The organism is Amphritea atlantica (genome assembly GCF_018860855.1).
GTDB lineage: Bacteria > Pseudomonadota > Gammaproteobacteria > Pseudomonadales > Balneatricaceae > Amphritea > Amphritea atlantica_A.
This window is the reverse complement of the sequence record NZ_JAHKQE010000012.1, coordinates 35,193-57,117: the sequence shown is the minus strand read 5'-3', so window position 1 is coordinate 57,117 and position 21,925 is coordinate 35,193. Positions and strand designations below refer to the sequence as shown.

The window sequence follows — 21,925 nt, the reverse complement described above, 5'->3', positions numbered from 1 at the left end:
GCAACGTCCGGTTTAACTCAGCTTCTTCAGTGATGACTTATGTTTGCGGCCATTCTCAACATATTTATCCGCATTGTTATGCATATTCGCGATAGCATCTGCACTCAGCTCTTTAATCACCTTCGCAGGCACACCCAGAATCAGTGAGTTATCGGGAAAGACCTTACCTTCGGTCACAACCGCACCGGCTCCGACCAAGCAGTTTTTGCCAATCACCGCGCCGTTTAGCACAACCGCCTGAATCCCGATCAACGACCCCGTTCCGATATGACAACCGTGCAACATCGCCTGATGGCCAATGGTTACCCGCTCTTCAACCATCAATGGATAACCCGGGTCGGTATGCAGCACCGCGCCTTCCTGCACGTTACTCCCCTGACTGATCACGATCGGCTCGTTATCCCCACGCAATACCGCCTGCGGCCAGATACTCGCACCCGCCTCTAAGATCACATGACCAATGACCGTCGCCTGATCGGCCACATAGGTATCTGCATCCACTTGCGGCTGTTGACCATCAAATTCATAAATCGCCATCGTTGCTCTCTCCTGTTGTTATATTATTGCGCTAGAACCTAGGCCTTACTGCGCTCTAAACCGCCTTATCGATGGCCGACCTGCTCATCTCCCCGCGCCAATTCCCCGTCAGGTGCTCTTGGTAAGCACACTGCGTAATCAGCTCAATCACTTTGAGGGTGATATTACGCACTGGGCGCTCGTGATTAATGGCCAGATACACATTGCGGGTCATTGCCGGTTCTATAATTTTTAATGCTTTCAGCTGCCCAGCCTGCTCCAGATGAAAAAAGGCCGAGGAGGGCAAAATCATATTGCAGTGCCCCTCACAGACAAACCGCAGACTGGTGAGCAACTGACCATAGGGCATTTTTTTCTTTAGCTCGATCCCTTCACGTTTTTCATACTCGCGAATCTTACGCCCTAAGGATTCTTTTTCCGAGGTAGTAACAATTTCATAGTCGGCCAGATCTTTAAAACGAATCGTATCGAGCTCTCGGTTTTGATCATTCAGCTGGGTGGTAAAATAGAGATCTTCGCGGATCAACAACTCCCTAGAGATGCTCTTATTATCTGCGCCCTCCTCATAGGTGATCGCTAGATCAGCTTCACCACTGGCAAGCTGTTCAACCACCTGATAGGACAGTCCCATACGTAGGTCTAGCTCAACATTGGGGAAGGCGTTCTCAATCACCTGAGACACCGGCATCGCCAGCAGATTAACTCCCGCCTGGTTCATCACGATAACCAGTTTGCCCTTGGGGCTGCCCTCTAGCTCTGAAATATCACTGACCGCTCGGTTTAGCTGTCCCACCACCATCTGCACATGCTTTTCAAATAGCTGGCCCGATTCGGTGAGCTGTACCCCTTTGATCCCACGCGAAAACAGCTGCGATTTCACTTCATGTTCTAACTTAGAGATCTGCAAACTCAACGCCGGCTGGGCGATATCCAGTTGCCGAGCCGCCGCTGCGATACTCTTCATCTCTGCCACTTTCAGGAAATACTGCAGCTGTTTAATATTCATAACGGACCCAAGATCGGCTGCCTACCGGCTTAATGACGACGGCTAAACCCCTTATCTATAATAAATTAATTATAGCCTATAAACATTATCTATAGTTTTATTATAGATATCGCTTTTCTACTATCTTGTTAAAGCACCTAATTATAAGAAGCCGACAAGATGAGCAACGCGACAGATACAACTCGAATGAGCGGCGGCGAAGCAATTATTGCTGCCGCTGCAGCCAACGGAACAGAGACTATTTTTGGCATTCCCGGCGCACAGATCTACCCCCTATTTGATGGCATTTATAATAGCTCTATCGATCTGGTCGTTCCCCGCCATGAGCAGAGCGCCGCCTATATGGCCATGGGGTATGCTAAATCAACCGGCAAAACCGGTGTCTTCTCGGTGGTGCCGGGGCCCGGTATTCTGAATACCACCGCGGCATTATGTACCGCCATGGCTAACTGTAGCTCTATTGTCGGTCTGACCGGTCAGGTGCCTAGCTCATTTATGGGACAGGGACGCGGCCATCTGCATGAACTGTCAGACCAAGCGGGCACACTCAAGACGATTATCAAAGATGCGGTCACCATCCATCAGCAGGACAGTGTGTCCGACAAGGTCAATCAGGCCTTTACCACCTCACGCAGTGGCCGCCCCGGCCCAGTAACGGTTGAGATGTGCTGGGATGTGATGGCAGAACAACAGGATGCCAGCATCACGGTTCCCAATACCACTCCCAGCGCGCCAACCATCAACCTCGATGCCATTCAAGAAGCCGTTAAGCTGATCAGCGCAGCGAAGAAGCCGATGATCATGTGTGGCGCCGGCGCCCAATATGCGTCCGTCGAAGTGCAGGCGCTGGCTGAACTCCTGAATGCACCGGTGACCGGCTTCCGTAGTGGCCGAGGCATCGTCGCCGAAGACCATCCGTTAGGTGTTCCGCCCGTTGCCGCCCGTGAACTCTGGGATGATACCGATCTACTAATCGGTATCGGCTCACGGCTGGAAATGCCCTATATGCGCTGGGGTAACTATATGGAATATCAGCAGGCGCCGACCTCCGGCCCGAAACTGATCCGTATCGATATCGACCCCGCCCAGATGGAGATTTTTGCTCCGGATCTGGGCATCATTGCCGATTCAGCCGCCGCTTGCCGCTTGCTGATCGAACAATTAGAAACACAGGTATCCCCCGATAAAAACCGCCTCGATGAGATCGCCACCGCTAAAGTTGTCGCTTGGCAAGCGATCCAGAAGGTACAGCCGCAGATGTCCTACCTCTCGGTTATCCGGGATGTGCTGCCACGCGATGGATTCTATGTGCCGGAACTGTCACAGATGGGTTTCACCACCTGGATTGGAGGACTGCCGGTACTCGCGCCTCGCACCTTTATTGAAGGCGGTTTTCAGGGCACCCTTGGATATGGCTTCCCCACTGCGCTTGGCGTTAAGGTCGCCAACCCTGATAAAGCCGTGGTGTCTGTCTGTGGTGATGGCGGTTTTATGTTTGGCGTGCAAGAGCTGATTACCGCCGCAGAACATAATATCGGTCTGGTCACTCTGGTCTTCAACAACAATGCCTACGGCAATGTGCGCCGCGATCAGGATATGCACTATAACAGCCGTTACAGTGGCTCCGAGTTACTCACCCCCGACTTTATTAAACTGGCGGAAAGCTGCCATGTGAACGCCTACCGGGTAACCTCCCCAGCCGAACTGAAACCTGTGTTGGAAAAATGTATCAATAACAACGCACCGGCACTGATCGAAGTGGTGTGTGAACGTGGCGAAGAGAGCTCGCCTTGGGAGTTTATCCACATGCAACAGCGGCTATCCCAGCCAAACAGCTGATACGGTGACCTTCAGCACCCAGACGTTAATCATTTGACGCTCGGTGTTACTGGCCAATGATGAAACAAAAAAATAAGTAAGGAAGCCCTATGTCCGAATTCAACCTCACCATCGATGGTGCGGCCATCGATAGCGGTGCCACACTCGATGTGATTAACCCCTCAACAGGCGAACTCTTCGCCCAATGCCCGCTGGCCAACCCTGCGTTAGTCGATCAAGCAGTGAATGCTGCGCGCCGCGCCTTTCCTCAGTGGAGCGCCACCTCAGATGAAGCCCGCAGTGGGCTGATCCATCAGCTAGGTCAGTTACTGGAGCAGCATCAAGAAGAGCTGGAAACGCTCATCTGTCAGGAAACCGGCAAACCCCGTGGCGGCCTGAATTTTGTCGGCGCAACGATGGAACTGATGGGCTCGATTGGCTGGACCCACGTCACCGCCGATATTACCTTAGCCGATGAGATCATTCAGGATGACGACGAACTGTTCGTCAAAGCCTATCGCAAGCCGTTAGGTGTGGTCGCTTCGATAACCCCTTGGAATTGGCCGCTGATGATTGCCATTTGGCATGTTATCCCTGCTCTGCGGGCCGGCAACACCGTCGTGATCAAACCATCGGAGAAGACGCCATTGGCCACCTTGCGCTTCGTCGAGCTGGCTAATACAGTGCTGCCTAAAGGCGTTCTGAATATCGTGACAGGTTATGGTGATGTAGGCGGCGCGTTGGTCGCCCACCCTGAGGTAAACAAGATTATTTTCACCGGTTCCACCCCTACCGGCAAGGCGATTATGGCATCGGCGGCCACCAGTCTGAAACGACTCACCCTCGAACTCGGCGGTAACGATGCGGCCATCGTGCTGCCAGATATCGATATTGATAGCGTCGTGCCACAGCTGTTTGGCGCGGCCTTCCACAACAACGGCCAAACCTGCGCCTGCCTAAAGCGGCTTTATGTACATGAATCCATCTATGATGAGGTCTGTCAGGCATTGGCAGAACAGGCCAAAGCCGTGGTGGTTGGCGATGCGCTCAACCCCGACAGTCAATTAGGCCCACTACAGAACGAAGAGCAGCTCAGCATTGTTGTAAAGCTTGCTGCCAGCGCCAACAAAGCAGGAGGACAGATTCTCGCAGGCGGCAAACGTATTGGCACTCAAGGGTTTTTCTTTGAACCGACCATTGTTGCTGGGCTGAGCAATGGTGATGAATTGGTGGATGAGGAACAATTTGGGCCGATTCTGCCGGTGATTAAATACACCGATATCGACAGCGCCATTGCTTTGGCCAATGATAATCCCAATGGTTTAGGTGGCTCGGTCTGGTCTGCCGATATTCAACAAGCCGAGGCGATAGCACAGCAGTTGGAGTGTGGCACCTCTTGGGTTAATACCCACGGTGCGGTACAACCGGATGCGCCCTTTGGCGGGATAAAACAATCAGGGTTCGGAGTTGAATTCGGTGCCCATGGCTTAGCAGAATACACCTCTCTGCATACGCTTAAAATCCAGAAATAAGCCTCCTAACTGACACTCCCGATATCCGCGCAAGAGGATATCGGGGAGTATTTGGCAATCAAGTAACTCTCAAGCAACCAAGCCTTAATCGGCAGTCCGCTCAAACATAAGATCCCACACGCCATGCCCCAGACGCTCACCGCGTTTCTGGAACTTAGTCACCGGTCGCCACTCTGGCTGCGGCGAGTAAGCCTGTTCACCCGCTACATTCCGGTAGCCCGGCGCAGCACTCATGATTTCCATCATATGCTCAGCGTAGTTTTCCCAATCCGTCGCCATATGAAACTGACCGCCTACCTTCAACTTTTTACGCAATGTTTCGGCTAAGGATAACTGTACGATACGACGTTTATGGTGTTTTTTCTTATGCCATGGATCAGGGAAAAACAGCTGTAATGTACTCAGGCTTTCATCAGGAATACATTGGGCCAGCACTTCGATCGCATCATCACAAAACACACGAATATTGGTCAGGCCTTCTTTCTCGACATTGCTCAGCAAGCGACCCACGCCGGGACGGTGTACTTCGATGCCGATATAGTTTTTTTCCGGTTGATCTTTGGCCATCTCGATCAGCGAATCACCCATACCAAAGCCGATCTCCAACACCACCGGTGCCTCACGACCAAACACCTCTGCCAGATTGAGCATTCCCTGATCCAGCGTTAGGCCCATTTCGGGCCATACGGTCTCCATTGCTTTCTGCTGGCCTTCGGTCATCCGACCGGCACGCAATACGAAGCTTTTGACGGTGCGCATATATTTTTCCCCAGTCGCCTGCTCTGGAGTTTGCTGTTCAGGTTTTTTATCTTCTGACATCAATCTGGACTCTTATTAAAACAAAACAGCCTGATCTGCGGATCAGGCTGCTGTAATCTTTCATTTTTCAGGCTACGTCATAGCAGCCGTCGATTTAAATCAATAAGTTAGCTGCAACACTTACTTAGAGACAATAGTACCTTCCATTGGTGAAGACGCACTTGCATACTTCTTACGCGGCATCCGTCCGGCGAGGAATGCCTCACGACCCGCTTCAATGGCTTTACGCATTGCGGACGCCATCAGCATAGGGTTACGGGCGCCTGCAATTGCCGAGTTCATCAACACCGCCTCACAACCCATCTCCATCGCAAAGGCTGCCTCAGAGGCAGTACCAACACCGGCATCCACTAAGACTGGCACTTTACAATCTTCCATAATCACATTGATGTTGTGTGGATTGAGAATCCCTAACCCAGAACCAATCATCGATCCCAGCGGCATAATAGACACACAACCCAGTGATTCTAATTCTTTAGCAACAATCGGATCATCACTGGTATAAACCATTACTTTAAAGCCGTCCCGCACTAATACATCGGCCGCTTTAATCGTTTCCACTACATTAGGGTAGAGGGTTTTCTGATCACCCAAAACTTCAAGCTTCACGAGATCGTGACCATCCATCAGCTCGCGGGCCAACATACAGGTACGAATAGCGTCTTCAGCGTTAAAACAACCGGCGGTATTCGGCAGAATAGTGTATTTGTCTGGGGAGATAACATCTAAAAGATTAGGTTCATCCGGATTTTGGCCAAGGTTGGTACGTCGCACCGCTACCGTAACAATTTCCGCACCACTGGCTTCAATCGCCAAACGAGTTTCTTCCAGATCGCGATATTTGCCAGTACCAATCAAAAGACGAGACTGAAAGCTACGACCTGCAATAATCAATGGATCATTCTGTTGTTCAGACATTGTGTTCTACCCAGTTAGATTCTGTCATATTCTCTAAAGCATGCATCCAGCTGCGGTTCTTCAACCGCCACCAATCGCATGAACCACTTCAACTCGGTCACCTTGGCTAAGCGCTGTGTCAGCGTGTCGACTGCGAGGCACGATCTCTAAATTCAGCTCGACAGCGACACGACGCTCTCCTAATTCCAGTTGCGCAATCAGATCCGCTACCGAAGCGCCTTCCTGAATCTCTAGATTGTCACCATTTACCTGTATCAACATTGAGCTTGATCCACCTCTATTAACTTAACTGCCGAAATGCAACTCGGCCAAGATTTAACCAACCAGCTAAAAACAAAACACCACCCAGAGGGGTTATTGCTCCCAACCAGTGCTGTCCAGTGAGCGCCAGCATATAGAGGCTGCCACTGAAAAAAAACATTCCCGTCATAAACAGTATTGCTGTCTGATTCCAACCTTTATCAGGCTGACGCAACATCAACAACCCCACACCGAACAGCGCTAAAGTATGAAACATTTGATATTGAATACCGGTTTGCAGCACGTCATACAACCGCTCGCTCAGTTGCGTGCGCAGCATATGTGAAGCAAAGGCACCGAGGCCCACTGTAATAAAACCACTCAACGCGGTGAAAAAAATGACAAAGCGAGCAGACATAAATGATTCCGAGAAATAAGGTTAGCTATTCTAACAAAGCAAAGCGGTCGCGATAAGCAATAAAAAAGCCGCACTCAACAGAGGGCGGCTTTTTTTACTCGCATAACAGAATTCCGAATTTTCAGGCTTCTAACATCGAGACTTTAATTTTCTTCATGGCGTTCTTTTCTAACTGACGAATCCGCTCAGCAGAGACTTCATAGCGCGCCGCTAGCTCATGCAGTGTCGCTTTATCTTCACCTAACCAACGCTGCACCAGAATATCACGGCTACGTTCATCCAACTGTTCCATCGCCTTACTCAGGCGCTGGTTAGAATCGGCTTCCCAGTTAGAATCTTCCACTTGGCTAGCAGGATCTTGGCTATGATCTTCAAGAAAATAAGCCGGTGATTGATAAGCTCGCTCATCATCGTCACCTACCGGTGCATCAAAGGCCATATCAGCACTGCTCATCCGACCTTCCATCTCACGGACGACATGTTCATCAACACCCAGATCACCCGCCATCGCGGTGACTTCATCATTGGTCAACCAACCAAGATTTTTCTTCTTGCTACGCAGGTTAAAGAACAGTTTACGCTGTGCTTTAGTGGTCGCGACTTTAACGATACGCCAGTTACGCAAAATAAATTCATGCATCTCCGCCTTAATCCAATGCACCGCAAAAGATACCAGACGAACGCCCATGGTAGGGTCGAAGCGTTTAACCGCTTTCATCAAGCCCACATTGCCTTCTTGAATCAGGTCAGCCTGAGACAGGCCATAACCAGAATAAGACTTAGCAACATGCACCACAAATCGCATATGAGATAATACTAACTGACGCGCTGCTTCAAGATCGTTCTCGAAATACAGTCGCTGTGCCAGTCCGCGTTCCTCTTCTACTGTGAGAACAGGAATCGCAGTCACCTGACGTATATATGCCTCCAGATTTTGACCTGGAGATAATACTTCAATGACTCGTAGGCTCTTGCCCATTTCTCAACCTCATTACTTATTCATTTCAAAGAGTATCAATATAAGTTAACGCTATGACACTCTTCAGCCAGATTAGTTCCAGCTATATAACCCGCTACCGACAACCATTCACAGGCACTTTAATCTTATGGATGCCTAACGGACCAACAAAGATAACGACAACATTAACAGATGGCAAGTGTATCGCCTTAACCACTTTACCTATATTTACATTTAATTCGCCACTCAGGTTTGATGCAGCGCAACATTTGATCACTTTATAGAGATTCATGACCGCGCCACTTATTGTGGTTGAATCTCGCGAAGATGCCGCCCTACCGCCAACCAAGCGCCACACAGACCTAATAGAATACTAATTATAAGTAATAGTATTGTTTCAACAAAACCCAAACCGGCTAGTTCAAACTGACTATTATACAGCGTCACCAGATGTTCAACCGGGCTACTGAGCAACAATAGACTCAGCTGAATCAACACCCAAGCTGACAGGCCACCAGCAACACCAAACCAAACACCGTCATAAAGGAACGGCCGACGAACATAAGCATCGGTCGCCCCCACCAGCTTAGCAATAATGATTTCATCACGCCGGCTTTCAATGGACAAGCGAATCGTATTGCCCACAACCAACAGTACCGCCGTGATAAACAGGGCAGTCAACACCCAGACCATTCGCTCGGCCAGCCGCACAAAGGCCGCCAAACGCTGAACCCACTCCATATCGACCACCGCTTCATCCACCTGCGGTAACGCCTGTAATTTTGCCTGCAACAGCGGCACCTCAGTCACCGATAGATTCCGCGGCATCACCATCACCACGGCGGGCAGTGGATTACTATCAAGAAAACTAAAGACATCACCAAAGCCAGACATCGCCTGAAACTCCAGCATTCCCTGCTCGGCGGTGATCAACTCGGTACCGGCCACATCATCTCGCAGCAATAATTCGCGACTCAGAGTCTCCGCTGATTCTTCAGTCACCGTCAACTTCAGATAAAGCGCGATCCGCGGATCGCCCTGCCAGCCATCACCCAACTGTTGTAGGTTTTTTAGCCCCGCATACAGAGCACCAGGCAACGCCAAGGCAATCGCCAGCACAGCCAGTGTCATAAAGGTGGTCAGGGGCTGCGCCAACAACGAATAATAGGATTGTTTGGCAACCTCAAGATTATGCCGTAGATAACTGCGCCCTTTATCACCGATCTTCAATCGATGGTGTTCAGCACCTCGGTGTATTTTGGCATCCCGTTTAGGATTCGGCTCAACCCGAACAGCCCCTTTGCGACGTTGATTATTTTCCATCACTGACCAACCTACCCCGATTGAGGGTAATCACCCGATGCGGCATCCGCGCAATCAAGCCTAGATCGTGACTGGCAATAAGCACCGTCGTGCCGACCTGATTAAACTGCTGAAACAAGCGCATTACCTCTTCAGACAGCTTGGGATCAAGGTTGCCGGTCGGCTCATCCGCCAACAACACCTGAGGTTTATGCACAATCGCCCGAGCGATACCCACCCGCTGCTGTTCACCGCCGGACAGTACCACCGGATTGAGCTTCTCTTTATCTAACAGGCCAACCTTATCCAGTGCCGCATGTGCTCGGCGGGTTGCATCGGCGGGATCGAAACCACAGATCCGCAACGGCAAGACAATATTTTCAAACACGGATCGATCGAATAATAGTTGATGATTCTGAAACACCACCCCAACACGACGGCGATGATAGGGAATCTGCCGGTTACCCAAGGTCGCCAGATCCTGATTACCCACCAAGACCCGACCATTCGAGGGTCGCTCCATCAGCATCAGCAATTTCAGCAAGGTAGTCTTGCCGGCACCAGAATGGCCGGTCAAAAAAGCCATTTCACCACTCGCAAGGCTAAAGTTGACCTGACTCAGGGCATCATAACCATTGGGGTAGCGCTTTGTGACATTGTCGAAACTGATCATTGATATATTCGATACATGACGTTAAACCGTTGCTGAAAGTTGGCTAGTCAAACAGTGCCGAGACAAATTCCTTCGCTTTAAAGGGACGCAGGTCATCAACCTGCTCACCGACGCCAATATAGCGAATCGGCAGATCCAGTTGTTTCGCGATAGCAAAGATAATACCGCCTTTCGCGGTGCCGTCTAACTTCGTCAGGCTGAGACCGCTTACGCCCACCGCCTCTTTAAACAGTTTTGCCTGGCTCATCGCGTTCTGACCGGTGCCGGCATCTAGCACCAGCATCACTTCATGGGGCGCATCGGGGTCTAACTTTTTCATTACCCGCACGACTTTTTCTAACTCTTGCATCAGGTGATCTTTATTCTGCAAACGGCCCGCCGTATCGGCAATTAACACATCAATATTCTTGGCTTGAGCAGATTGCAACGCATCGTAGATCACCGATGCCGAATCGGCCCCAGTATGCTGCGCCACTACGGGAACGTTGTTCCGGTCACCCCAGACCTGCAACTGCTCAACAGCGGCTGCACGGAACGTATCACCCGCCGCCAGCATCACTGATTTACCTTCCGCCTGATATTTTTTCGCCAGTTTACCGATCGTGGTGGTTTTACCCACACCATTAACCCCGACCATCAATAAGACAAAGGGGCCTTTACTCTGGCTGAAGTCGATCGGCTGCTCTACCTGATCCAGCAATCCTGCCAGCTCTTCTTTTAGCGCGGTATAGAGCGCATCGGCATTGGCTAGCTGTTTACGGCTCACACGGGCTGTCAGTTTGTCGATGATCTCCGTCGTTGCCTCAACACCAACATCGGCCAGCAACAGTTGCGTTTCGATCTCTTCAAACAGATCGTCATCGATCTCTTTAGCACCGAGAAACAGATTACCCAAACCTTCGGTTAGATTACCTTTAGTGCGGCTCAAACCCGCTTTAATGCGGCCGAAAAAACCGGTTTTCTGTTTTGGCTCTGGGGCTGGAGCGGCTTCAGCAATAGCCTCGGGCTCAGCAATAACCTCCGCTACAGATTCCTCTGCCGCCACAACAGACTCAACCGTTTCAATCATCGGCTCAACAGGTGCAACCGTTACAACGTCGATTTCCTCTGCGGGACTCGCTGGGGTTTCAAGTTCGATCACCGCTTCCTGTTCGACAATCGCGGTTTCAGCCACATCGGTAGGTGCATCCGACGTGACCGGCTGCGTCGGTGCCGCGGTAATAGTCTCCGTTTCGGCAGCGTCCGCTGTAACAACCGCTTGATCGGCACTTTCAGCTGGCAGATCGACCGCTTCAACTGAATCTTTCTGAGTATCATCTTTCTCAGACTTGAAAATTGATTTAAGCTTCTTAAACATGCTTGATTACTGTCCGATGTCAGGCGCAAAAGGTGCGAAAAAACAAGGTAATCCCTGTTCCATCCGCGAGTCGTCCTGTATGTTTCATTTAGGCCGAATATCTTACCATAGTAAAGCCCAACTGGGGCACTGAAAACAGTGCCACAAAATCACCAGGAATAACTAATGTCGGATGTTAAACCACCGCTGTTCAACCGCACATACCTGAAGATTATTATCTGGATCGTCGCCATCGCTATCGTCTTCCTCACGGCAAGGCAGAACAGCAACTCGGACTTTATCCGCATCCATAAATACCCAGATCTACCGCTGTACTATGTCGATAATGACGACTCGACTCTGCAACTCAGCTTTCTCTTTCGCACAGGGGTCGCCATCAATAGTGAACAACAACTATTGCAACAACTCCTTCTACAGCAGGCCGAACAGCAACTCGCTGAGTTAACTAACCAGCAGCCCTTTAGCACAATGAACGCGGCCCTCAGTGCCGGTATATCCGCCGACAAGCTACAAATATCGATCACCTTACCGGCCAAACAAGCCAAGGCTGACACGCTAAAAACGATGGCGAAACAACTACTAGAACGTTTAAGAGCCTATCATCCCGACACCGATCTGGAACAACGATGGGCACACTTGGAAGCCGCCCAGTATTTAAATCTAAAAGATCCAGAAAACCGCCTACTCAGCACCTTTGGCGACCTTATCAACAGCCCGGTTTCGGTTCATCCTTTGCAACGCTTTGCTGATTTTTTCCATCACAGCGTTCGCCCGGAAGCCGTCACCCTGACCCTTAAAGGGCCAGATACCGAGCCACTGGCAGAGCAACTCAGCTCACTATTAATAGCCTCTAGCGACAATACCCGTATCAACCAACCCCTGAGCCCTCGTCACCAACGGCTGTCACCGCAGGGCAATCAAACCTATCGCCTATCCGGCATTGCTCTTCCCGGACGACAGCAGCCCCAGTTTGCCACTGAACTGTTAGCGATCCGCACCCTGCAACAGCTGCTGCAACAACAGTCTCAGCTCACCGCCCGATTAGTCTGGAAATCACTGGACAAGCAGGGTTTTGTCGCTATGATTCTGCAGGGCTCGAAAATCAACGCCAATGAAAATCTAGACCCATTGATGCAAACACTGCTGGCACAACTCGATGACCCGTTGATCAACGACACACGAGACATGCTGCGGAATAACTACCAGACTCAGATGGAAGCGATCGAATCTCAGCTGAGTCTGCTCGATACCATTGCATTCTATCAATTGCCGCTAGACTACCTGAATGACTTCGAAGAGAAGCTAAATCAGGTTGATAACGCCGAGGTCAAAAAGCTGATCACGCTGTTTCTAACCAGCCCAGACCGTTATCAGCTCACGTTACCCGCCTATTGATTTAATACAGCGTTCAACTTTTAAGTTTTAAGGAATTAACATGGCCAGACGTCGCCCACAGCGCACCTCTCAGAAAATCAGTTCTGGAAACCAGCAACTGCGAATTATTGGCGGAGACTGGCGCGGCCGCAAGCTAAGCTTTCCTGAAGTTGAAGGGCTAAGGCCCACCCCTGACCGAGTAAGAGAGACCCTGTTTAACTGGTTATCGGTTTATATCCCCGGCGGTCGCTGCCTCGACCTGTTCAGCGGCAGCGGCGCATTGGGTTTTGAAGCTCTCTCCCGTGGGGCGGCCCACGTCACCATGATCGACAACTCATCCATGGTGATTCGTCAGCTACGGCAAAATATTCAAGACCTGAAAACCCAACATGCGGAACTGATCACCGGCTCCGCCACCGAATGGCTAGAAACCCGCAGTGGTGATTTAGAAGTACAGTTCGATGTGGTCTTTCTCGATCCGCCATTCCATCAAGACCTATCAGCCATCTGCTGCCAATTGCTGGAACAGAACAACCTGCTCACCAGTAACGCCATGATCTATCTAGAAACCGAAAAAGAACTCACCAACCCGCTGGTGCCCGATAACTGGCAGCTCCATCGTGAGAAAACTGCCGGACAGGTTACCTATCGGCTTTATAAAAGAGCCCTTTAAATCGTAAGGGGGCGATGAGCTTGCGAACCGCACCCTTAACCTGAATACCGTGAAATCATCATGTCCTTGGTGCGATTCATTCTTCATCGACACCCTACGAACATACCACCTAACCCTCGTAAGGTGCCGGTGAGCCTGCGATCCGCACCATTAACCGTGGATACCATGAAATCATCACGCCCCTTGGTGCGATTCATTCTTCATCGACACCCTACATCGTTAACCCGTAGGGTGCTGATGAGCTTTGCGAATCGCACCATTAACCGTAGATACCGTGAAATCATCACGCCCCTTGGTGCGATTCATTCTTCATCGGCACCCTACATCGTTAACCCGTAAGGTGCCGGTGAGCCTGCGAACCGCCCCCTTAACCCTGGATACCGTGAAATCATCACATCCCTTGGTGCGATTCATTCTTCATCGACACCCTACATCGTTAACCCGTAGGGTGCTGATGAGCTTTGCGAATCGCACCACTGGTGCTAATACGGCAACGCATCATCGACGTAATACCGCGCCTTCATCTGCTCAATCTGTTTCAGCGACACTCCGTCATTCGTTTTAAAGGTCAGGCTAAAACGCTGACCGGGGCGCACGATGCCCAGCTGATGAGCCACATAGCGATATAGCTTGCCTTCACTGTCCTGCGCCATAAAGCCCATGACCACCCCTTTTAATGACCGACTTCCCGAATAATACCAATGGGTTGTCCAACTGGTGTTGCTGACACGACGCTGCTGTTCCAGTTTCATATAACGTTCCACCGCCTGCACAAACTGTGCATATTGCGCTTGGCGCACCGCCTCCTGTTTGGCTTGCTGGTGATCAACATAAGCCCCTAAAGCTGTGGATAAAATAGCGGATACGCCACCACCCTCTCCTGCGGTTGCCTGATCATTATTATCGCGCTTCTGCCACAAACTATTATCGTCGCGCAAAGCTGCTGCATTAGGATTGATTCGTCCGGCTTGATAATACTGCTTTACCTTATCCGCCAGCGCTTTCGTTTCGGCGGCGCGTTCGGCATTAACGGGGTGATCGTGGGCAAACAAACTACGAGCATTACCCTGCTGCTGATATTGTCGCTGCCAAATATGAGTAGCGGCATAAGGGTCATAGCCAGCTAGTGCACTGTACAACACACCGATACGGTCGGCTTCCCGCTCTAATTCATGGGTATACGCCGCCTGATAACCCTCTTGTCGAGCTGTTTTCGATGCCAGCAAGCTAATCTGCTGTGTCGTCTGACGCTCACCCACATGATTAGCCACTGTATGGGCAATTTCATGACCCATCACTGCCGCTACCTCATCATCATTCAGCTGCTGCATGAGTCCGCGATGGACAACGATATAGGTGCCCCCCGTGGTAAAGGCGTTAAATGAATCCCGATCGATCAATATCGGCTGCCAACGCTCTTGGCTCAGGTGACTCACCTGATGAACGCGATCAAAAATGCGCACCAAACGCTGATATTGCTGCCGATCTAAAGCAGAGTCGACTTTACGGCCGGCTTTTTTCTCCGCCGCCAACAATTGCTCAACGGCGGCATTACCCTGTTGAATCTGAGCACTGCGGTCGGCAGCACTTAGGGTGCGCTCGCCGGTGACTCGATCGGTTTCAGTAATCGACTCCGCAACGTTATACAGTCCCTTATCAATGCTCTGTAACGCCGTACAGCCACTGAGCAACGCAGCAGCACTTATAATGAGAAATGGAACAAAACGCCGACTTATCTTCATCTGATTACCTTTTAATCATTTGCACTTACAGGTATATTCTTTATTGTAATTAAAAAAATTCTTCTTATAACCACTAAAGATCAATACATTCCATTATTGTATTTGTGATAGCCTTGCAATTCAGCTAATATCGCGCCCTTGCGGATTTGCTAATATTCATTCAAGCAGAGTAGACGTGAACTCATAATGAACATTGCAGTATACCCGGGTACATTTGACCCTATAACAAATGGACACGCCGACCTTGTTGAGCGGGCTTCTAAGCTGTTTGATAAAGTCATTGTTGCCATTGCATCTAGTCCTAATAAGGAGCCCTTATTGAGACTAGAAGAGCGGGTTCACCTGGTTAAAACGGTAACATCGCACCTAGACAATGTTGAAGTGATTGGCTTTGATTGTTTATTGGCAGAACTGGTACGCAGGCATAATGCCAATATTATTCTGCGTGGCCTTCGTGCGGTTTCTGATTTTGAGTATGAATTTCAGCTCGCCAATATGAACCGTAAACTAGCGCCGAAGACAGAAAGTATTTTTCTGACGCCGGCAGAGCACTTATCTTATATTTCATCCACCCTGATACGTGAGATCGCGTGCCTCGGCGGTGATGTAGAACAGTTTGTGCACCCTTCAGTCAATACAGTGCTGAAAGATCATTTCGGACACTAATATTTAAGTAAATACGAGTCAGTGAGGTAGCCACAATGTCATTAATTATCACAGATGAATGCATTAACTGTGACGTATGTGAGCCGGAATGTCCTAATGAGGCGATTGCTCCCGGTGATGAAATATACGAGATCGATCCGAATAAATGTACCGAATGTGTCGGCCACTATGACACACCTCAGTGTGTTGAAGTCTGTCCTGTAGACTGCATTCCTAAGGATCCAGATCACGTTGAAAATGAAGAACAGCTGATGGAAAAATACCACAAGCTGACCGGTTCATAAGTACTGAGTACTAGCACTTATTAACACGCCGCGGTTTGACGCTTAGTCAAAACGTACAAAAGCAGGCATGGGCCTGCTTTTTTGTGTCTGCAATAACCTCAAACCCGCTAAATCACAGTGACAGTGGGCGTTTATCCAACTCATAACGTTGATCCAGTAGAGAACCAATCGCTGTCCCTCCTACCGCTAGGTGATAGGCATACTGCATATGCAGACACCGCACCTTATCCCAGTGACGAATACCGCCGATACCATAGCTATCAAACAGTTGAGTAAAGCCTAGCTCGGCAATACGCTGACGATCACTGTCCGCCATCATCTTCCAGCGCAAATCCACATAGCGCTGCTGGTCCGCTAAATGCGCTGCCCGCAGGTCATCATCCGTTTGCAGTTGTTGCTCAATACGTTTCACCTCGCCCCCGGTTTCAATCTCGGCAATCGCCTGATAGAGATCTTTGGAACTCAGCCAATAGAGGGTAGGAAATGGCTGATCATCCACCAGCGAACGCATCTGCAGCACTGCTGGCACGCCCTGTGCGCTCTGCCATGCGATATCGACCAGCCCACGGGGCTCACGCCCTAACTGTCGTTCAATCAGCGCAAGCTGCTGCTCAGAGGCAACCATAGGAACTCCAACTCAATATATTCATCTGTCTATTATAACCGTTCAGCAAGTGTCACCACCTCTTCACCGGCAACCGGCACTCTCGCGGGCATAATCAAGGTGCAGTTATCAAAAGGTGCAGCGATCAGTTCCTGATCATCCGTGGCAATCAACTCCCCTTTATTGTACTGCTCAAAACCACTCACGGACTCTGTAAAACGAAAGTGTTCCGTTTGTGCATTAAGTACCCGATCGATCCGGTAATGGCCCGCCAGATCATCCGCGGCATAACCCCACGCGGGAACGTCCACCGCGCTAGCTAACATATCATGCTGCGCAATAAAGCGTAGAGTCACCGCCAATGCCTGCTCAGAGGTGGATTTTGCAAAGTGCTGACCACACTCAGCGACCAATGAAACACCCTCAGTGGCATGGCGCTGATGCTCGGAAATCAAAATCCCTTGATGGTAATTGCCGGGATCATACAACAGATGCGGGAAAGGAAACTGTAAGCGGTCGGCAAAGTCCGTATTCCCTGACGTCTGCGGATAGATCAGCATCGGTGCGACAGCGAAGGTGGTTGAATGCAGATCCAAGACACTATCGGCATTCTCAATATAGGGCAGCAATTCAACCGCACGATGGGTTTCGTGAGTATCAGGACTATGTAAACGCGAGGGTAACCAGATACGGTTCATATCCTCATCGAGACAACGGCTGGCAAACGGCCGTTGCGGATCAAACGTCTGATAGGCTCCAACATTGGCGAAAATAAGTGTTAACGCCCCTTTTATCGGCCGAACTTGATTTTCTAACAGCCATAACAGAGCGTTAGCACCGCAAATCTCATTTCCATGGGTGAGCGCCTGAACCACGAGCTCTGGCCCTGCACAACCTGAATCAAACCGGTGAACATAATCAACACCGCAATTGCCCTGCTGCCAATGACTCAAATCGCGGGGCAACATTTCAATCGGGGCATCTGATTCAGCAATAGAAAAACGACACGGCGGTACAGTCATAGAGCACTCACAAGCTTCATCAATGGAATATTTTTACGCATGAGCCGATAGTAAGGCGGAGATAACGAATCACAGCTAAACACTGGCATATTGCTCATCACGTCCGAGCCAGCGCTGAATAATCGCATCACTCAACTGTGGATCAGCCATGATCTGCCCAGCCACCTGCTTCACTCGAGTCAACAGATCCGCATCCCGCTGCAGATCGGCTACTTTAAAAGACATCACACCGGTCTGACGGGTGCCGAGCACTTCACCCGGCCCACGCAGTTCAAGATCTTTTTCAGCAATCCTAAAACCATCGGTGGTTTCACGCATGACCGCTAGTCGCTCGCGTCCCTGCTGTGATAGGGGTGCATGATACATCAGCAAACAGAAACTCTCGACCGAGCCTCGGCCCACCCGACCGCGCAACTGATGTAACTGCGCCAGCCCTAACCGCTCAGGGTTTTCGATAATCATCACCGAAGCATTCGGTACATCCACGCCAACTTCAATCACCGTGGTGGCCACCAGCAGATCGAGTTCGGCGGCTTTGTAACTAGCCATAATGGCAGCTTTCTCAGCGGGCTTCATGCGTCCGTGAATTAATCCGATACGCAATTCAGGAAGCGCTTCTTTTAGCTCGGCTTCGGTCACTTCAGCAGCCTGACATTGCAGCGCCTCAGATTCTTCAATCAGGGTACAGACCCAGTAGACCTGTCGGCCCTGACCACAAGCATCGCGCACCCGCTCAACCACTTCAGGACGACGCTGATCGGAGATCACCACCGTATTCACCGGTGTGCGGCCCGGCGGCAGCTCATCAATAATAGAGCAATCAAGATCGGCGTAGGCACTCATGGTCAGAGTACGGGGAATCGGTGTGGCCGTCATAATCAATTGGTGAGGCGCCCGATCATCGGTTCGACCTTTCTCGCGCAGGGCTAGGCGCTGATGCACACCGAAGCGGTGCTGTTCATCAACCACGACCAGCCCAAGGTTGGCAAAGTGAACTTCATCCTGAAACAACGCATGGGTGCCCACGACCACCTGCGCCGAACCATCACCGATCACCTCTAGCTGGGCCTGACGTTTTTTACCTTTTAACTTGCCCGCCAACCACGCCACTTTAAGTCCTAACGGCTCTAACCACTGGGTAAAACTAATAAAATGCTGCTCGGCCAGAATCTCGGTAGGCGCCATGATCGCCGCCTGAAAGCCACCTTCAACCGCTTGCAGAGCCGCCAATGCAGCCACCACGGTTTTACCCGAACCCACATCACCCTGCACCAGTCGTAGCATCGGATAGGGTTCGGCTAGATCGGCGCTAATCTCTTGGCTGACCCGTTGCTGGGCGCCCGTTAATGGGAAAGGGAGTTGTTGTAAAAACGCATCTTGATACTGTCGACTGGCCACCAGTTCAGGGGCACCCGACTGCCGAGCCCGCTGGCGTAGTTTGATCAGCGACAGATGATGTGCCAATAGTTCTTCAAAGGCGAGTCGGCGCTGCGCCGGATGATAACCATCGAGTAACTGTTCTTGGTCGGCATCCACTGGCGGACGGTGCAGGTAGCTAACCGCCTCATTCAACGAAGGTAAGCGCCACTGCTGCCGTAGATGTTCGGGAATTAACTCCGTTAGCGAACCGTTGGCTAGATAGGCCAGCGCGCCATCGGTTAAAGCGCGCATACGGGCCTGATTAATCCCTTCGGTGGTGGGATAGATCGGCGTCAGACTCTCTTCTACTGGGGTAATCACCGTATCATCCACCCGTCGATATTCCGGATGGTAGATCTCCAGCCCACTAGCTCCGGTGCGAATTTCACCAAAACAACGCAACCGTGTGCCTGGCTTCAAGCTATTTTTCTGCGCCGCCGAAAAATGAAAGAACCGCAGAGTAATGGTGCCCGTACCGTCCTGTAGTCGACACACGAGGCTGCGTCGTCGCCCCATCGCAATATCTGCCCCTTTGATCTCACCTTCAACCACCCCTTCATCACCGGGCCGCAGGCCGCCAATCGGCATAATGCGAGTGCGATCTTGATAGCGCAGCGGTAGGTGAAACAGCAGATCTTGCAGGGTACGAATATCCAGCTTTTCGAGCTTCTGCTGCAACGCCGCCCCAACACCTTTCAGCTCGGTTACCGGTAGTTGCGCAAGGGCGGTATGCATATCAGTGTTTATTTTCCGCGACGGCACAGCTATTAAGCGCGTCAATCAACAGATCGATCGCCTGCGGCCGAGGGAAACTGGCCCGCCAAGCAAGCCCTACGGTGCGTACCGGTGGTGGCGATTTAAAGGGTTTAGTCACGACCATATCCGACTGATAATAGCCGCCAGTCGCCGATTTAGGGATCACACTGGCCCCTAGTCCTGAAGCGACCATCATACGAATGGTTTCCAGCGAGCTACCCTCGGTGATGGTGTGCTTATCAGAACCATGGGAGAGAGCTGGACAGGCTTCCAACACCTGATCACGGAAACAATGGCCTTCGCCAAGCAGCAATAGATCTTGCTCGTGCAGCGTCTGGCTATCGATCTGATCCTTACTGGCTAAAGGATGATCCTTAGGCAGTAACATCATAAAAGGCTCATCATAGAGCGGCCGGGTGAGTATATCGGGCTCATCGAATGGCAGCGCCACGATAATGGCATCCAACTCACCATTACGAATCTTAGGCCGCAGGTTTTCGGTGAAATTCTCTTCGATATAGAGCGGCATCTTCGGCGCACGTTTTTGCAACTCCGGCACCAGTTGCGGAAACAGATATGGCCCGATGGTATAGATCGCACCGACCCGCAATGGGCTAGCCAGCTGATCCTTACCTTCTTGAGCGAGATCTTTGATCGACTCAGCCTGCTCCAGCACCGTTTGCGCCTGACGCACGACTTTCTGCCCTACCGGTGTTACCCGTACCGCATGTTTACTGCGCTCGAACAGTGCGGTGCCTAGTTCGTCTTCAAGTTTTTTAACCGCAATACTCAAGGTTGGCTGGCTGACAAAACAGCGCTCGGCGGCACGGCCAAAATGTTGCTCTTGGGCCAGGGTAACGATGTAACGTAACTCGGTAAGAGTCATACGCGGCTTTCCTTTGTTATGATACGGACTCAACCTGATACAGGATAAGTACTGTGAAGCATATGTTAAACAGGGATCAGATTCTAATCGCCGGCTGCGGTGATGTCGGCAGTCAGCTAGGACTGAAACTCGCCGCCCAAGGGCATCAAGTGTTCGGCCTGCGCCGTAATATAAACCAGCTGCCCACCGGTATCCAAGGGATAGCCGCTGACCTAAGTCAGCCTGACACGCTTCAGGGCTTGCCACAACCGCTAGATACCCTGTTCTATATCGTTGCCGCCGGCCAACGGGATGAAACCGTCTATCAACAGGCTTATCCCCAAGGCCTCAGTAATCTGCTGAACGCCCTAGAGCAACAGTCGATTCGCCCGCGACAACTTTTCTTTATCTCCAGCACAGCAGTCTACCATCAACACCATGATGAATGGATAGATGAACAGTCGGCTACCGAGCCAGACAACTTTTCCGGCCAGATCATGCTCGCGGCGGAAGCGATCGCTCTTCAGAGCGGCCTAGCCGCGACAGTGGTACGTTTCAGCGGGATTTACGGGCCGGGACGCAACTATATGCTCGGGCAGGTTAATCGCGGCATAGGCTATCCTGATACGCCGCCACGCTACAGCAATCGGATTCACCGTGACGATTGTGTCGGCGTGTTGGAACATCTTTACCAACTCTCCCATCAACAAACACTGCAACCGCTCTATCTCGCCAGCGATGATGCCCCCGCGCCATTGCACGAGGTTGGTGACTGGCTGGCCAAACAACTCAAAGTCGAGATCACAGAAAGGTCAGCACGGCGTACCATAGGCAGCAAACGCTGCCGTAATACGGCGTTAAAAGCATCGGGGTATCGCTTCAAATATCCGGACTATCAGAGCGGATACCCTGAATTAATCGATGCTTTTCGCCAATAATTGC

At 50.9% G+C, this 21,925-nt stretch carries 23 protein-coding genes; 7 read left to right on the top strand and 16 right to left on the bottom strand.

What is annotated here, in order from left to right; translation table 11 throughout:
- Positions 1-12: 12 nt before the first annotated feature.
- Both KO512_RS04655 and KO512_RS04650 read right to left on the bottom strand, forming a co-directional pair.
- On the bottom strand, positions 13-537 hold the full coding sequence (locus tag KO512_RS04655; protein WP_215951177.1) for a gamma carbonic anhydrase family protein: 525 nt from the start codon (positions 535-537) through the stop codon (positions 13-15).
- A 55-nt stretch (positions 538-592) separates the two neighbouring features.
- On the bottom strand, positions 593-1,543 hold the full coding sequence (locus KO512_RS04650; RefSeq protein ID WP_215951176.1) for a LysR family transcriptional regulator: 951 nt from the start codon (positions 1,541-1,543) through the stop codon (positions 593-595).
- Between the two features lie 159 nt (positions 1,544-1,702).
- Here KO512_RS04650 and KO512_RS04645 point away from each other — a divergent pair, with 159 nt between their 5' ends.
- Both KO512_RS04645 and KO512_RS04640 read left to right on the top strand, forming a co-directional pair.
- Positions 1,703-3,382, top strand: coding sequence for a thiamine pyrophosphate-dependent enzyme (locus KO512_RS04645; protein WP_215951175.1), 1,680 nt, complete (start codon positions 1,703-1,705; stop codon positions 3,380-3,382).
- 89 nt (positions 3,383-3,471) lie between these two features.
- Positions 3,472-4,893 (top strand): aldehyde dehydrogenase family protein, encoded by a 1,422-nt coding sequence (locus KO512_RS04640; protein WP_215951174.1) that lies wholly within the window; start codon positions 3,472-3,474, stop codon positions 4,891-4,893.
- Positions 4,894-4,977: 84 nt separating this feature from the next.
- On the opposite strand, the gene trmB is transcribed toward KO512_RS04640, so the two are convergent.
- The 9 genes from trmB to ftsY form a co-directional block, all read right to left on the bottom strand.
- On the bottom strand, positions 4,978-5,712 hold the full coding sequence (gene trmB / locus KO512_RS04635; RefSeq protein ID WP_215951173.1) for a tRNA (guanosine(46)-N7)-methyltransferase TrmB: 735 nt from the start codon (positions 5,710-5,712) through the stop codon (positions 4,978-4,980).
- 120 nt (positions 5,713-5,832) lie between these two features.
- Entirely contained in the window at positions 5,833-6,630 is a 798-nt protein-coding gene (locus tag KO512_RS04630; protein WP_215951172.1) for a thiazole synthase, read from the bottom strand.
- Between the two features lie 60 nt (positions 6,631-6,690).
- Positions 6,691-6,891 (bottom strand): sulfur carrier protein ThiS, encoded by a 201-nt coding sequence (gene thiS, locus KO512_RS04625; protein WP_215951171.1) that lies wholly within the window; start codon positions 6,889-6,891, stop codon positions 6,691-6,693.
- Between the two features lie 19 nt (positions 6,892-6,910).
- Positions 6,911-7,288, bottom strand: coding sequence for a DUF423 domain-containing protein (locus KO512_RS04620; RefSeq protein WP_215951170.1), 378 nt, complete (start codon positions 7,286-7,288; stop codon positions 6,911-6,913).
- Positions 7,289-7,409: 121 nt separating this feature from the next.
- The gene (gene rpoH, locus KO512_RS04615; protein WP_126157049.1) at positions 7,410-8,267 is read right to left on the bottom strand and encodes an RNA polymerase sigma factor RpoH; all 858 of its coding nucleotides are present in this window, start codon (positions 8,265-8,267) and stop codon (positions 7,410-7,412) included.
- 94 nt (positions 8,268-8,361) lie between these two features.
- Positions 8,362-8,538, bottom strand: coding sequence for a hypothetical protein (locus KO512_RS04610; RefSeq protein ID WP_215951169.1), 177 nt, complete (start codon positions 8,536-8,538; stop codon positions 8,362-8,364).
- 11 nt (positions 8,539-8,549) lie between these two features.
- On the bottom strand, positions 8,550-9,569 hold the full coding sequence (gene ftsX, locus KO512_RS04605; RefSeq protein WP_215951168.1) for a permease-like cell division protein FtsX: 1,020 nt from the start codon (positions 9,567-9,569) through the stop codon (positions 8,550-8,552).
- Positions 9,559-10,221 (bottom strand): cell division ATP-binding protein FtsE, encoded by a 663-nt coding sequence (gene ftsE / locus KO512_RS04600; protein ID WP_215951167.1) that lies wholly within the window; start codon positions 10,219-10,221, stop codon positions 9,559-9,561. The genes ftsX and ftsE overlap by 11 nt, the downstream gene beginning before the upstream one ends.
- 43 nt (positions 10,222-10,264) lie before the next feature.
- A complete protein-coding gene (gene ftsY / locus KO512_RS04595; protein WP_215951166.1) occupies positions 10,265-11,578 on the bottom strand; it encodes a signal recognition particle-docking protein FtsY in 1,314 nt (437 codons plus the stop codon).
- Between the two features lie 165 nt (positions 11,579-11,743).
- Between ftsY and KO512_RS04590 the strand changes: the two genes are divergently transcribed.
- Both KO512_RS04590 and rsmD read left to right on the top strand, forming a co-directional pair.
- Positions 11,744-12,973: a hypothetical protein gene (locus KO512_RS04590; RefSeq protein ID WP_215951165.1), complete on the top strand. Its 1,230-nt coding sequence runs from the start codon at positions 11,744-11,746 to the stop codon at positions 12,971-12,973.
- 40 nt (positions 12,974-13,013) lie between these two features.
- Complete coding sequence (rsmD, locus tag KO512_RS04585; protein ID WP_215951164.1) at positions 13,014-13,625, top strand: 16S rRNA (guanine(966)-N(2))-methyltransferase RsmD; 612 nt, start codon at positions 13,014-13,016, stop codon at positions 13,623-13,625.
- Between the two features lie 482 nt (positions 13,626-14,107).
- Here rsmD and KO512_RS04580 read toward each other — a convergent pair whose 3' ends face one another.
- Entirely contained in the window at positions 14,108-15,367 is a 1,260-nt protein-coding gene (locus tag KO512_RS04580) for a M48 family metallopeptidase (RefSeq protein ID WP_215951163.1), read from the bottom strand.
- A 186-nt stretch (positions 15,368-15,553) separates the two neighbouring features.
- On the opposite strand from KO512_RS04580, the gene coaD reads away from it, so the two are divergent.
- Both coaD and KO512_RS04570 read left to right on the top strand, forming a co-directional pair.
- Positions 15,554-16,033, top strand: a complete 480-nt coding sequence (coaD, locus tag KO512_RS04575; protein WP_215951162.1) for a pantetheine-phosphate adenylyltransferase — start codon at positions 15,554-15,556, stop codon at positions 16,031-16,033.
- 35 nt (positions 16,034-16,068) lie between these two features.
- Positions 16,069-16,317 (top strand): YfhL family 4Fe-4S dicluster ferredoxin, encoded by a 249-nt coding sequence (locus KO512_RS04570; protein WP_215951161.1) that lies wholly within the window; start codon positions 16,069-16,071, stop codon positions 16,315-16,317.
- A 112-nt stretch (positions 16,318-16,429) separates the two neighbouring features.
- Here the strand turns inward: KO512_RS04570 and KO512_RS04565 are convergent, their stop codons facing one another.
- The 4 genes from KO512_RS04565 to KO512_RS04550 all read right to left on the bottom strand — a co-directional run bounded on the left by KO512_RS04565 (position 16,430) and on the right by KO512_RS04550 (position 21,004).
- Positions 16,430-16,942 (bottom strand): DUF501 domain-containing protein, encoded by a 513-nt coding sequence (locus tag KO512_RS04565; RefSeq protein ID WP_215951160.1) that lies wholly within the window; start codon positions 16,940-16,942, stop codon positions 16,430-16,432.
- A gap of 32 nt (positions 16,943-16,974) precedes the next feature.
- The gene (locus KO512_RS04560) at positions 16,975-17,943 is read right to left on the bottom strand and encodes a succinylglutamate desuccinylase/aspartoacylase domain-containing protein (RefSeq protein WP_215951159.1); all 969 of its coding nucleotides are present in this window, start codon (positions 17,941-17,943) and stop codon (positions 16,975-16,977) included.
- Positions 17,944-18,018: 75 nt separating this feature from the next.
- Complete coding sequence (gene recG, locus KO512_RS04555; protein ID WP_215951158.1) at positions 18,019-20,097, bottom strand: ATP-dependent DNA helicase RecG; 2,079 nt, start codon at positions 20,095-20,097, stop codon at positions 18,019-18,021.
- A gap of 1 nt (position 20,098) precedes the next feature.
- Positions 20,099-21,004: a hydrogen peroxide-inducible genes activator gene (locus KO512_RS04550; protein ID WP_215951157.1), complete on the bottom strand. Its 906-nt coding sequence runs from the start codon at positions 21,002-21,004 to the stop codon at positions 20,099-20,101.
- A 62-nt stretch (positions 21,005-21,066) separates the two neighbouring features.
- On the opposite strand from KO512_RS04550, the gene KO512_RS04545 reads away from it, so the two are divergent.
- Positions 21,067-21,921 (top strand): SDR family oxidoreductase, encoded by an 855-nt coding sequence (locus KO512_RS04545; RefSeq protein ID WP_215951221.1) that lies wholly within the window; start codon positions 21,067-21,069, stop codon positions 21,919-21,921.
- Positions 21,922-21,925: the final 4 nt, after the last annotated feature.